The sequence below is a fragment of the Candidatus Methylomirabilis sp. genome, from assembly GCA_036000645.1.
GTDB lineage: Bacteria > Methylomirabilota > Methylomirabilia > Methylomirabilales > JACPAU01 > JACPAU01.
In genome coordinates this window covers 1-12421 of the sequence record DASYVA010000195.1, presented here as the reverse complement: position 1 = coordinate 12421, position 12421 = coordinate 1, and the positions used below count along the sequence as shown (strand labels likewise).

The following is a 12421-nucleotide window of genomic DNA, read 5'->3' as shown; positions in this document are numbered from 1 at the left end:
TCCTCCCGATCGGCGCGAGGGCATGGTGTCGGAGCTCGACCGGTTCCTCGGCGAGCTGACCCGGCGCGGGACGGCGGGGGAGGTGGCCATCCACCTCCGGACCTTCCCGCCGCGGCCGGCCCGGACCCGGCCCCTCGAGCCGGCCCTCCCAGAGGCCCTCCAGCAAATCCTGACCCGCCGGGGCATCACCACCTTCTACGCGCACCAGGCGGAGGGGATCGCGGCCGTCCGCGACGGCCGGCACACCCTCGTCGCCACGGGGACCGCCAGCGGCAAGAGCCTCGTCTATACCCTGCCGATCCTCGAGACCTGCCTCGGCGACCCGGAGGCCACCGCGCTCTGCCTCTTCCCCATCAAGGCGCTGGAGCAGGACCAGCTCGGGGCGCTCAGGGACCTCATCCCGCCCGGGAGCGGCATCACGGCCGCCATCCTGGACGGGGACACTCCGGCGCACGAGCGCGCCCGCCTGCGGGAGCAGCCGCCGAACGTCCTGATCAGCAACCCGGACCTCCTCCATCTCAGCCTGCTCCCCTACCACCCCCAATGGAAGTGGTTCTTCGAACGGCTCCGCTACGTGGTCGTGGACGAGCTGCACACGTACCGGGGCGTCTTCGGCTCCCACGTCGCCCATGTGCTCCGGCGGCTGCGCCGGGTCGCCGCCCACTACGGGGCCTCCCCCCAGTTCATCGCCTGCTCCGCCACGATCAGCAACCCCGGCGAGCTGGCCTCCGCCCTCACGGGCCTGCCCTTCACGGTCCTCGCGGAGGACGGCTCGCCGCAGCGGGGGAAGCGGTTCGTCCTGGTCAACCCCCAGCGCAGCCCCTACGCGGAGGCGACGGAGCTGCTCCTGCGCTGCGTGGAGCAGGGTCTCAAGGCCATCGCCTTCACCAAGGCGCGGAAGATCACCGAACTGATGGCCATGTGGGCCCAGGAGCAGGCCCCGCGCCTGGCCGAGCGGATCCGGGCGTACCGGGCCGGCTACATGCCGGAGGAGCGGCGGGCGATCGAGGCCGGGCTCTTCCAGGAGGACCTGTGGGGGGTCATCTCGACCTCGGCCCTCGAGCTGGGGATTGACGTGGGCGGCCTCGACGCCTGCATCCTGGTCGGCTACCCGGGCAGCATCACCAGCACCTGGCAGCGGGGCGGCCGGGTAGGCCGGGGCACCCGCGAGGCCCTCATCGTCCTGGTCGCCCTCCCCGACGCGTTGGACCAGTACTTCCTCCGCCATCCGGACCAGTTCTTCGCGCGGGGCTTCGAGCCAGCCATCGTGGACCCGGGCAACCGGCAGATCCTCCAGGCGCACCTCACGGCGGCCGCGGCCGAGCTGCCGGTCGTCCCCGGCGAGCCCGCGTTCGCCGGGCTCGACCTCAAGCCGGCCCTGGAGGCGCTGCTCAAGGACGGGCGCCTCGCCCAGAGCGCCTCGGGGACGGAGTACTACAGCCGGGTCCGCTACCCGCAGCGGCTGATCAGCATCCGGAGCATCGGGGAGGCCTTCCCCATCCTGGACGAGCGGGACCGCTCCATCGGGACGGTGGACGGGATGCGGGCGCTGACCGAGTGCCACCCCGGCGCCGTTTACCTGCACCAGGGGCGGCAGTACGCCATCCTGAGCCTGGACCTCGAGCAGCGGGAGATCCGGGCCGCGCCCGTCGAGGCCGACTACTACACCCAGGCGGTCACCGAGAAGGACACCGAGATCCTGGAGGTCCTGGCGACGCGCGACCTGCCGGGCTGCCGGGCCCGGCTGGGGCGCCTGAAGGTCACGACCCGCGTGACCGGCTACGAGAAGCGGCGGATCCGCGGCCAGGACAAGATCGGCGCCTACCCCCTCGACCTCCCCCCCCAGACCTTCGAGACGGTCGGCCTCTGGCTCGAGGTCCCGGATGAGGTGGCGCGGCTCGCGCGGGAGGCCGGACGGCACGTCATGGGCGGGCTGCACGCGGCGGAGCACGCGGCCATTGCGCTCCTGCCCCTCTTCGCGCTCTGCGACCGCCACGACGTCGGCGGGATCTCTACCCCGTTCCACGCCCAGGTCGGGGGCCCGGCCATCTTCGTCTACGACGGGATCCCCGGCGGCATCGGCCTCAGCGAGCGCGGCTTCGAGGTGCTCGATCCCTGGCTCCGCGAGACTGTCGCCCTCCTCCAGGACTGCCCCTGCGAGGACGGCTGCCCCTCCTGCGTCCAGTCCCCCAAGTGTGGCTCCGGGAACAAGCCCCTCGACAAGGCCGGCGCGTCCCTCATCCTCCGGGCCCTGCTGGGTGCCGTCGGCCAGGAGGCGGCCGCGGGGCGACCGGAGGTCCCGCGCGCCGAGGCCGCGGCGGCCGCCCTGCCGGGCGCAGCCCCGGCCCGCGAGCAGCCAAGAACGGGGACCGTTGCCCCCAAAATCCTGGTTTTGGACGTCGAAACCCAGCGGAGCGCCGAGGAGGTGGGCGGCTGGGAGCGCTGCGACCGGATGGGGATCGCGGTGGCCGTCACGCACGACCTGGGCAGCGGGCTCAGCCGCGTCTACCTCGAGCGGGACGCGCCGGCGCTCCTGGCCGATCTCGCCTCGGCCGACCTGGTGGTCGGGTTCAACGTGCGCCGGTTCGACTACGGGGTCCTGCAGCCCTACGCCTCCCTCGACCTGAACGCCCTCCCTACCCTGGACATGCTGGAGCAGGTCTTTAGCCGCCTCGGCTTCCGGCTCACCCTCGGCCACCTCGCGGAGGAGACGCTGCAGGCCGCGAAGCAGGCGGACGGTCTGCAGAGCCTGGCGTGGTGGAAGGCGGGGGAGGTCCAGAAGGTCATCGCCTACTGCACCGCCGACGTGGAGCTGACGGCCGCCCTGTACCGGTTCGGGCGGGAGCACGGGTACCTCCTCTACCGCGACCGGGAGGGGCGAGGCGTCCGGGTTCCGGTGGATTTCAGCCAAAAATCTGTTCCCAATCCCCCCGCAGGCGGGCTATAATCCCCCCACTTTTCTTGCCGCGGCCCGCAGCGCCCGAGGAGGCCTCATCCATGGAGTACGCAGCGGTAAAGCGCGCCTACGATGTCATCTCCCCCGCGTATGATCTCCTCTTCGACCGGATCTTCCATCGCGGGCGCGTCGCGGCGGTTTCCCTCATGGGGATCACTCCCGGCCAGCGCGTCCTGGAGATCGGGATCGGGACCGGACTGAACCTCCCCCTGTACCCCCGCCGCTGCCGCCTGGTAGGGATCGACCTCTCGCGGCAGATGCTGCGGAAGGCCCAGGAGAAGGTGGAGGAACTGGGGCTGACTAACGTGAGGTTGCTGGTCATGGACGCCACGCGCCTCACCTTCGAGGATGACGCCTTCGACCACGTCCTGGCGACCTACGTCATCAGCGCCGTCCCCGAGCCGGTCCAGGTCCTCCGGGAGGCCCGCCGGGTCTGCCGCCCCGGTGGCGCCATCGTCATGCTGAACCACTTCAAGAGCGAGAACCCGGTCATGGGGGCCATCGAGGAGCTGGTGGCCCCCATCACGACCAAGCTGGGCCTCTTCAAGCCCGACCTGGCCCTGAGGCCCCTCCTGGAGCAGGCCGGGCTCGTCCCGGACCAAGTCCAGCGCGTCAACGCCCTGAACGGGTGGCGCCTGGTCCGGTGCATCAACCGGAAGTGACGGCCGCGGGCCGCGGGCGGACCCCGCCACCCGCATACCGGCGACCGCCGAGAGGAGTACCATGACGGCCCGCGGCTCCCTCCGCGGCGTTCTCGCCGCCGCCTTCGCCAGCCTCCTGTTCGTCCTCCTCCCCGCCCCGGTCCTGCCCCAGAATGCGAACCCGGCCCCCCAGGAGATGGAGGTTCTGGGAGTCGCCACCGACCAGCAGTCCGGGCAACCGATGGTCCTGCTCCGGGGCAAGACGGACCGGCGGGCCCTGACCATGGTGATCGACCCGTCGGCGGCCGTCGGGATCGCCCTCCCGCTGCAAGGGGTCACCCCTCCCCGGCCCTACACGCACGACCTGCTCCTCACGGTGATCCGCCGGGCCGGCTACACCCTGGAGAAGATCGTGATCACCGACCTGAAGGAGAACACTTACTTCGCCACCGTCACCCTGCGGCGAGGGGCCGAGCCGCTCGAGATCGACTCGCGCCCGAGCGACGCCATCGCGCTCGCGCTCAGGGCCGGAGCCCCCATCCTGGCAGCGGAGGCCGCCCTGAAGGCTCCCCCGGAGGAGAAGGAGCCCTGAAGGGCAGCTGCCCGCTCTCCCCGGCGGGCCCCCATGGGTTCCCCCCCTCCCATCCCCCGCGTCCTCCTCCTGACCGGCGCTCCCGGCGTGGGCAAGACCACCCTGCTCCACCGCTTGCTCGCGACACTCCCGGGCCCGCGGGGCGGCTTCCTCACGGCGGAAATCCGTGAGGGGAACGCACGCGTGGGCTTCACCCTCGAGACCCTCGACGGCCAGAGGGGAGTGCTGGCGCACCGCCGCCTCCCGGGCCCCCCGCGCGTCGGCGCCTACGGCGTGGACCTCGCGGTCCTGGACGGCCTGGGGACGGCCAGCCTGGAGGCCGCCGTCGCCGCCGGCTCCCTGACGGTCGTGGACGAGATCGGGAAGATGGAGTGCGCCTCCCCGCGCTTCGTGGCCACCCTCGAGACGGCGCTCGGCGCGGGGGTCCCCCTCCTGGCCACGGTGATGCTCCGCCCCCATCCCGTGGCCGATCGGGTGAAGGCCCACCCCGGCGCGCGCTGCCTCACCGTGACCCGCGCCAACCGGGAGACCTGCTTCACCGAAGCCAGCACTCTCCTGCGCCGGCTCACCGGCCCGCTGTCCGTTTCCGGTTGACGCTCCGAGTCGCCCTCGGATAGCCTACCGGCTGTTCCGCACAGGATCGGGAGGGAGCGATGCCGCGCAGGTACTTCACCCTCGACGAGGCCAACGCGTTGCTCCCCACGCTCCGGCCGATCCTGCAGAAGATCGCGGAGAAGCACCGGGAGCTGCGGGACAAGCGCGAGGCGCTCGCCGTCTTCCGCCAGCAGGCCGCGGGCAATGGCCACCATCTGGCCTCTCCCGACTTCCTCAGCCTCCGAAAGGAGGCGGAGTTCATCGGGGAGGAGCTGCAGGCCGAGATCCAGAAGGTCCAGGCCCTGGGCTGCGTGCTCAAGGACCTGGATCTGCTCCTGGTGGATTTCCCGGCCCTCCGGGCGGGGCGGGAGGTTCTTCTCTGCTGGAAGGCGGACGAGGATCAGGTCGCCTTCTGGCACGGCACCGAGGAGGGGTTCGCGGGGCGCAAGCCGCTGGAGGGCACCGACTGACCCCCGGGGGGTGTCATGGCCGACGACCCGGTCCTCGCCCGCCTGCTTCGCCGGATGGACCGCTCGCCCTTCTGGAAGTTCCTGGGGATGGAGTTCGTCTCCGCCGAGGAGGGGGTGGCCCGGGTTCGGCTGGCGCTGCGGCCGGACCTGAAGAACTCCTTCGGCATCATGCACGGAGGGGTGATCGGCGCGCTGGTGGACTCGGCCGGGGGCCTCGCCGTCCTGACCACGGGGGTGGATGGCCCCATCCCGACCGTGGAGTACAGCCTGAATTTCCTGGCCCCCGTGGAGGGAGGCGCCGTCACGGCCGAGGGGCGGCTCCTGCGCCGGGGACGCCGCATCGCCGTCTCCGAGGTGACCGTCACCGACGAGGCGGGGCGCCTCATCGCCAAGGGGCTGGTGACCAACCTGGTCGCGGAGTGAGGCAGGAGGATCGCGCCGAGGAGCCGCGATGATCAACTACCGCCACCACATCTTCGTGTGCATGAACGCCCGTCCGCCCGGCCACCCCAAAGGGGACTGCACCGGCAAGGGGGGCCGCGACACCATGGCCGCCTTCCAGGAGGAGATGGAGAAGCGGGGGCTCTGGGAGAAGGTGGGACTGAACGGCTGCACCTGCCTCGGGCCGTGCCAGCTCGGCCCGACCGTGGTGGTCTACCCCGAGGGCGTCTGGTACGGGAAGGTGACCCCGGCCGATGTCCCGGAGATCATGGAGAAGCACATCGTGGGCGGGCAGCCGGTGGAACGGCTCTTCCTGAAGGCGCTCTTCGACGAGGGCCTGGCGGGTGGCCCTGCGGCTTAGGCCTCCCGCAGGATCAAGATATAACCGCCCGGCTGGGTCCCCTCGGGGGGAAGGTAGTGCAGGGCAGCCTCGAGGGGGCGGGGCGTGCCCCGCAGGGTGACGTGACGCGGGCCCCCCCCTTCGTCCTTCCCCAGGACGTCCAGCGCGTCCCGGACCGGCCGCTGATCCGCCTCCGGCAGGAGATCCACAAGGGCCTTCCCCACCGCCCCCGCCTCCGCGACCCCCAGGAAGGCTTCCGCCGACGGGTTGAGGAAGGTGGCCGCCCCTGCAGCATCGACCTCCACCACCCCCTCTTCCAGGTGCCGGAGGAGGTGCTCGTGGTGGCGCTTGACGACCAACAGCTCCGTGACCACCTGCCGCGGCCGGAACCCCTCGTAGCCGAAGACCACCCCCGTCCCCTCCGCGCCCTGGGGCGGGGCCGCCAGGGTCTTCAGGGCCTTGAGGAGGTTCTCGGACACTATCGGCAACGGCCCTTTGGCCACGTAGGCCTGCGCGTCCAGACCGCCGAGCTCTCCCATATCCCGCGCCGCCAGGCCCGAGAAGATGATCACCGGGATGTGGCGCAGGCGGCGGTCCTGCCGGAGGTAGCGGCAGAGGCGGCCGCCGTCCACCTTGGGCATGATAAGGTCCAGGATCAGGACGTCGGGGGGCTCGCGACGAAGCGCGCGGAGCCCCTCGAGGCCGTCATAGGCCTTCCGCACCAGATACCCGGCCTCGGCCAGGATGTCCCCCACGGCCTCGACCACGAACCGGTCATTGTCCACAATCAGCACCCGCAGCTGTTTCATCGCCCCCGCCCTCCCGTGCCCGCCGAGCGGAGCAGCGTCGCCATGACCTGCTCCAGGCGCTGCCCCAGAGCCGCCGGACTCTTGTCCGCCCCCTTGTGCAGGAACAGGGCCGGCGCACACTTTCCCAGAAGGGCCTTCATCGCCTCATCCACCGGGCTTCCCGACACGAAGAGGATGGGGGCGGCCGGCGAGATCCCCAGCCCCTTCTCCAGCGCCCGAAAGGCCATCCCGGTCGCGGGCCCGTTCAAGGGGGTCATCATCACGTCCAGGATCACCAGCTTCACAGGGAGGTGATCGTGGAATCGGGTCGCGGCCCGGGAGAGCAGCTCGGCGCCGCCGCCGCAGAGCTCCACGGTCTCTGCCAGCTTGCGCTCCATGAGAACGTCTCGGAGAAGCGTCCGGTAGAATCGGTTGTCGTCCGCCACCAGGACGCACTCCAGCTGCCCGGGAGCCAGGGTGGCCGCCGCGGCGAGCGGCAGGCCGCAGGCGGAGCAGCGGAGTTCCGGGCCCAGGGCGGCCTGGACGGTATAGGTGTAGACCTCCTCGTTGCACGAGGGGCAGAAGCGGAAGGCGTGCTTGGGATCAGAGGGGGCCATGCGCCTCCCCCGGGCCGCCTGGGGGAAAAATGTAACAGGGACACCAGGTCCGTTCCTTCACCCCGGAGCCCGGCGCAGGCCGCTCCAGGGGCGAGCCGGACCTCAGGGCCCCTTCCGGCGGCGGCTGTCCATGGCGAGGCCGACGGTGCTGATGAGCTTGGCCGGATCGAGGGATTTGGTGACCGTCCACCCCGCGCCAGCCTTGAAGGCTTTGGTGTTGAACTGCTCCTTCTCCAGCGCCGTCAGCATGACGACGGCGGCATCCCGGGTGGCCTCCTCCCGCTTCAACCGGCGGCAGGTCTCGTAGCCGTCGATGCCGGACATCATGACGTCCAGGATGATCACCTCGGGGCGCTCCCGCCGGGCCGTCTCGATCCCCTCGAGGCCGTTCTTGGCCGTGAGCACCTCGAAGCCGGTAGCCTGCAGCACATCGCGAATCACGGTGAGGATGAAGGCCTCGTCGTCGATGATCAGGATCCGCCCCCGCGGTCCCTCCACGGGCGCACCCGCGGCCGCCTTGCGCGGCTCCGGCTCCGGCGCGACGGCCGCGCCGGCGGCCTGGGCCACCGGCTCCGCCGCCGGGATGAGAGCGGCGGGCGCTCGCTTCACCTCGCCCGCTGGGCCCGGGCTCGCCTGGAGGAGCAGGACCTGCTCCCGGAGCTGGTCCAGCGCCTGGCCGAAGGTCGTGAGGAAGCGGACCACCTCTCCCTCCAGCCGCTCCAGCTCGGCCGCCACGGCGTGGAGCGCGTCCCCACCGTCCCTGCGCGCCATCTGCCCCATCAGCCCGTCCGTGCTAGGAAATGCGCCACGCATACTCCTCCGGGGACCCCGGGCAGCAAGAAACGCGCCAGGGGCGGCCGGCGCCGGTGCGCAGGCTTTTTGATTGAAAACGCGGGGATCCGCCCTTAGAATGGCGTCGCCGCTGCCCCGCCCCCGGAGGGTCCCATGGCTGCCGATGTCCTCCTGGTGGAGGTGGATGAGGGCATCGCCACCCTCACCATCAATCGTCCCGACGTCCTGAACGCCCTCGACGACGCGGTCAGGACTCGCCTGAACGAGACGCTCGCCGCCATCGAGCAGGACCCCGCGGTCGGCGCGGTGATCGTCACGGGCGCGGGGGACCGGGCCTTCGTGAGCGGGGCCGACATCCGGGCCCTCGCGGCGAAGGGCCCCCAGCACCGGCTGGCCCACGGCCTGGCCGAGACGTTCTGGACCCTGGAGCACCTGCCCCAGCCGACCATCGCCGCCGTGAACGGATTCGCCCTGGGGGGCGGCTGCGAGCTGGCCCTCGCGTGTGACCTCCGGATCGCCAGCGAGCGGGCCCGCTTCGGGCAGCCGGAGGTGAACCTGGGGATCCTCCCGGGGGCCGGGGGGACCCAGCGGCTGGCCCGCCTGGTCGGCGTCGGGAAGGCGAAGGAACTCATCTTCACCGGCGCGATCATTGACGCCGCCGAGGCCAGGGGCATCGGGCTCGTCAACCAGGTGGTCCCCCACACGGAGCTCCTGCCGCGATCCCGGGAGCTGGCCCGCCTCATCCTGAGCAAGGGGCCGCTCGCGGTCCGGCTGGCCAAGGCGGCCATCACCGTGGGGATGGCGGACGGGATGGCCCCCGGCCTGGCCTTCGAGAAGATGGCCCAGGCGTTCCTCTTCACGACGGACGACCGGGCGGAGGGGATGCAGGCGTTCCTGGAGAAGCGGCCGCCCCGCTTCCGGGGGCAGTAGCGCGACCCGGGGCGGGGACGGCGGGAGCGAGGGCAGAGCGATGGCGGAGAAGGAACCGAAGGAGCGGCAGAAGCGCCAGTACGTGCGCTACGCGGCCTACCGGGTGGATCCGACCTGGCGGCGCCTCCCGCAGGAGGAGCGGGACGCGACCCGGAAGGAATTCCTGGCCGCGCTGGAGGAGTCCCGGGCGACCGTCACGATCCGGAGCTACTCCTGCCTGGGCACCCGGGGGGACTGCGACTTCCTCCTCTGGACGATCAGCGATCGCCTGGAGGCGTTCCAGGAGCTCCAGGCGCGGTTCCTGAAGACCGGGCTGGGGAAGTACCTGGCCGTTTCCCACTCCTACCTGGGGATGACCAAGCGCTCCCTGTACGTGGACAAGCACGTCCACGAGGGGCAGGAGGGGGTCCGCCTGGCGGTCAAGCCCGGGGAGGCCAGGTACCTCTTCGTCTACCCCTTCGTGAAGACCCGCGACTGGTACCGCCTGTCCCGCTCGGCCCGCCAGGGGATGATGGACGAGCACATCACCGTCGGGCATCGGTACCCGACCGTGAAGCTGAACACCACCTACTCCTTCGGCCTGGACGATCAGGAGTTCATCGTCGCCTTCGAGTCCGATGTCCCGGCCGATTTCCTGGACCTGGTGATGGAGCTCCGGGAGACGGAGGCCAGCCGCTACACGTTGCGGGACACCCCGATCCTGACCGGGATCGCGGTCCCGGCGGCGGAGATGCTGGATCTGCTGGGGTAACGAAGGCGGGCTAGTGCGACTGCAACGAATTGGGGCTAATGCTCAGACCACGACAGGCGTGCCGGGCCAAATGACGAGCATCACGAGGCCCGAGGGAGGAGGCGGCCGGAGGCGTACGCAGTATGTACGTTGAGGACCGCCGACGACCGAGAACGACGTGAGGCGACGTCAGTTGGCCCGGCACTAGACGTAGCCCTCGGCGTAGGCGGTGGATTCCGGGCTGATCGGCTTCAGGTGCGGATCCTCGTAGGTGTCGAGGCGGCCCTTCTGCCACTCCGGGGCCCGGTCCCGGCAGCCCAGGATCTCCTCCTCGATCTCGTCGAAGAACTCCGAGCGGTGGATCCGTTTACAGAAGATGCAGCGGATCTCGTACATCGGCGACCTTACTCCCAGACCCACCCGCAGGTGCACCGGGTCACCTCGCTGACACTCTCCCGCCGCAGCCCCCGGCCGCACATCGGACAGTAGCGCTCCCAGACCAGGAGTGCGTCGAGCTCTTTCGCCAGCCGGTGGACCTCCTCCCGGAGCTGCCCGATGCGCAGGGTGAGGGTGTCGAGCGCCGTCCTCTCGATGTCCGCCATGGCCTCCACGGCCCCTCCTGTCCCGTCCAGGGACCTGCCCCCTTTCCTGCCAGGGTGAGACGGGTCACAGCCTTCGCCTATTCGGACGAGCAAGCGGCGTGCCAAGATGCAACCGGGGGAAATTCACGGGCTGGCGAGGGGTTAGGGGGTAGAGGCCGAGGCGGGCTAGAGGCTTTCGGTGGGGGTCGAATGACAATTCCTGACGCCGGGCTTCTGCGGCGCTCCGGAATGGAAGCGGCCCCGGCGGCGCGCGCTCACAACGAGAGCGAGGTCAGGAGGGGAGGGACCGCCACCGGCCGACCGGTTTGACTCGACTCGAGGGCGGCACAGACGATGGCGAACGACTTCAGATTGTCTTCGAGGCGGGTCTCGGGTTGGGTCCGGCCCCGGACGGCGGCGACGAACTGGTCCAGGGTGGCCGCGAGGTCCTCCCGCGGAAGGGCCGGGCGCGGGAGGGGGGTCGCTCGGCCCTCCCGGTACAGGGTCACCTCCCCGCGCTCATCGAGCCGGAGCGTCCCGCCCTCCCCCGTGAGGGTGATGACCCCCTCAGGGAGGGTCTCCCGGCCGCGAGCCGCGAAGGTGCCGCTGTACGAAACGGCGGCATCGCCGAACCGGAGAAAGCCCGCGGCGGCCGGCCGGCCGGCGAACCAGGTCCAGGAAGGCCGGAAGGCTCGAATGAACACCTCCTCGGCCTCGAGGCCGGTGAGGTAGCGGAGCAGGTCGAAGTGGTGGATGGCCATGTCCTGGAGGTACGGGTCGGGGAGCGCCTCCCGCCAGCCGCCGACCGTGGCCCGGCGGTTGTCCATGGCGCACTCGTGGAGGATGGCCTGGGGCCGCCCGATCGCCCCGGCCAGGAGGGCCTGCCGGAGGGCCTGAACGGGCGCCCGCCAGCGGAAGTTCTGGTTGACCATCACCCACCGATCGCGGCGCGCGCGGGCGGCCTCCAGGATGGCCGAGCCCTCGGTCATGTCCAGGGCCAGCGGCTTCTCGGTGAGGACGTGCAGGCCGTGGCTGAGCGCGCGGACGATGGCGTCCCGGTGCAGCGCCTGAGGGAGCGTCACGAGGGCCGCGTCCGCCGCCACGCGCCGGCAGGCCTCCTCCAGGCTGGCGAAGGCGGGTGCGGACAGGCCGAGCTCCGCGGCCGTGGCGGCCGCCCGCTCGGGGGTGCGGGAGACCACCGCCGCGAGAGCGCAGTCGGGGTGGGCCTTCAGAGTCTCCAGCCACTTCCGCCCGAAGAAGCCGGTCCCGAGGAGGATGAAGCGCACGCCGGACATTAAGAGGCCGCCTCCTCCCCGCCCGGAGGCGGGACCGCCCGCGGCGATGCTCCCTGCGACGGACCCTGGGCTGGCATCGCCGGAACTATACGGGCAGCCCGGAGGCGAGGCAACCGAAAGTTCGGGTGGCCGGGCCCCCGTTCGCATTGGTCAGCAAGGGAAGGCTTCGCCTGGAGCACCCCAAGGATGGGGCGAACCCAGTCCAGTGCACGGCCGCTTCATAGACAACATCAAGCGCTGCCATTGATCGTCCCTCTCAATGCATTCGGTCATCAGCCCCACGAAGCTGATCTGCCACCTGCTCCCCCGGGCAACCCCGTCAGAAGTACGCTCACAGCTCTTGTGAGACTTCTCGCTGCCCGTCGCCAAGCTGAACGCGCCCCGCACCCGGAAGCGGCGAGCCAGAACGCATTTCTCACCGACAGCCGCCCTTAGCCATAGGTCCGCGCCAGAAAAGGGGCATTGCGGGGGTGCCCTGCCTCCTCCCTGCGGTCGTTGACGTCCCAAAACCATCTGCTTTTGGATCGTCTTCGCTGCCTACACAACCCCCGGTGCTGATGACACTGAGCGAGTGGCTGGCGCCCCAGGGTTTTGGAACGGGTCTCTGTGAATCCACCTTCAACCAGCCTGCACTTTCTGATTGCTCCAACTATC

At 70.8% G+C, this 12421-nt stretch carries 15 protein-coding genes; 9 read left to right on the top strand and 6 right to left on the bottom strand.

Going from position 1 to position 12421, the window contains the following annotated elements; genetic code table 11:
* The first annotated feature begins 25 nt into the window (after window positions 1-25).
* From VGT06_11030 to VGT06_11000, 7 genes are all read left to right on the top strand, one after another.
* Entirely contained in the window at window positions 26-2947 is a 2922-nt protein-coding gene (locus tag VGT06_11030) for a DEAD/DEAH box helicase (GenBank protein HEV8663654.1), read from the top strand.
* Between the two features lie 50 nt (window positions 2948-2997).
* Window positions 2998-3618 carry a methyltransferase domain-containing protein gene (locus VGT06_11025; GenBank protein ID HEV8663653.1) on the top strand — a complete coding sequence of 207 codons (621 nt, stop codon included), beginning with the start codon at window positions 2998-3000 and terminating at the stop codon, window positions 3616-3618.
* A gap of 61 nt (window positions 3619-3679) precedes the next feature.
* Window positions 3680-4189, top strand: coding sequence for a bifunctional nuclease family protein (locus VGT06_11020; GenBank protein ID HEV8663652.1), 510 nt, complete (start codon window positions 3680-3682; stop codon window positions 4187-4189).
* A gap of 33 nt (window positions 4190-4222) precedes the next feature.
* Complete coding sequence (locus VGT06_11015; protein HEV8663651.1) at window positions 4223-4783, top strand: nucleoside-triphosphatase; 561 nt, start codon at window positions 4223-4225, stop codon at window positions 4781-4783.
* Between the two features lie 59 nt (window positions 4784-4842).
* Window positions 4843-5253 carry a DUF2203 domain-containing protein gene (locus VGT06_11010; protein HEV8663650.1) on the top strand — a complete coding sequence of 137 codons (411 nt, stop codon included), beginning with the start codon at window positions 4843-4845 and terminating at the stop codon, window positions 5251-5253.
* 15 nt (window positions 5254-5268) lie between these two features.
* Window positions 5269-5676, top strand: coding sequence for a PaaI family thioesterase (locus VGT06_11005; GenBank protein HEV8663649.1), 408 nt, complete (start codon window positions 5269-5271; stop codon window positions 5674-5676).
* A 28-nt stretch (window positions 5677-5704) separates the two neighbouring features.
* Window positions 5705-6055 (top strand): (2Fe-2S) ferredoxin domain-containing protein, encoded by a 351-nt coding sequence (locus VGT06_11000; GenBank protein HEV8663648.1) that lies wholly within the window; start codon window positions 5705-5707, stop codon window positions 6053-6055.
* Here VGT06_11000 and VGT06_10995 read toward each other — a convergent pair.
* The 3 genes from VGT06_10995 to VGT06_10985 form a co-directional block, all read right to left on the bottom strand.
* Window positions 6052-6843 carry a response regulator gene (locus VGT06_10995; protein HEV8663647.1) on the bottom strand — a complete coding sequence of 264 codons (792 nt, stop codon included), beginning with the start codon at window positions 6841-6843 and terminating at the stop codon, window positions 6052-6054. The genes VGT06_11000 and VGT06_10995 overlap by 4 nt on opposite strands.
* Window positions 6840-7439, bottom strand: a complete 600-nt coding sequence (locus VGT06_10990) for a response regulator (GenBank protein HEV8663646.1) — start codon at window positions 7437-7439, stop codon at window positions 6840-6842. The genes VGT06_10995 and VGT06_10990 overlap by 4 nt, the downstream gene beginning before the upstream one ends.
* Before the next feature lie 102 nt (window positions 7440-7541).
* A complete protein-coding gene (locus VGT06_10985; GenBank protein ID HEV8663645.1) occupies window positions 7542-8210 on the bottom strand; it encodes a response regulator in 669 nt (222 codons plus the stop codon).
* A 174-nt stretch (window positions 8211-8384) separates the two neighbouring features.
* On the opposite strand from VGT06_10985, the gene VGT06_10980 reads away from it, so the two are divergent.
* Both VGT06_10980 and VGT06_10975 read left to right on the top strand, forming a co-directional pair.
* Window positions 8385-9161 carry an enoyl-CoA hydratase-related protein gene (locus VGT06_10980; protein HEV8663644.1) on the top strand — a complete coding sequence of 259 codons (777 nt, stop codon included), beginning with the start codon at window positions 8385-8387 and terminating at the stop codon, window positions 9159-9161.
* A gap of 40 nt (window positions 9162-9201) precedes the next feature.
* Window positions 9202-9912: a chlorite dismutase family protein gene (locus VGT06_10975; protein HEV8663643.1), complete on the top strand. Its 711-nt coding sequence runs from the start codon at window positions 9202-9204 to the stop codon at window positions 9910-9912.
* Window positions 9913-10095: 183 nt separating this feature from the next.
* Here the strand turns inward: VGT06_10975 and VGT06_10970 are convergent, their stop codons facing one another.
* The 3 genes from VGT06_10970 to VGT06_10960 form a co-directional block, all read right to left on the bottom strand.
* Complete coding sequence (locus VGT06_10970) at window positions 10096-10287, bottom strand: hypothetical protein (GenBank protein HEV8663642.1); 192 nt, start codon at window positions 10285-10287, stop codon at window positions 10096-10098.
* Window positions 10288-10295: 8 nt separating this feature from the next.
* Window positions 10296-10502 carry a hypothetical protein gene (locus VGT06_10965; protein HEV8663641.1) on the bottom strand — a complete coding sequence of 69 codons (207 nt, stop codon included), beginning with the start codon at window positions 10500-10502 and terminating at the stop codon, window positions 10296-10298.
* Window positions 10503-10747: 245 nt separating this feature from the next.
* Complete coding sequence (locus tag VGT06_10960; protein ID HEV8663640.1) at window positions 10748-11767, bottom strand: Gfo/Idh/MocA family oxidoreductase; 1020 nt, start codon at window positions 11765-11767, stop codon at window positions 10748-10750.
* Between the last annotated feature and the right edge of the window lie 654 nt (window positions 11768-12421).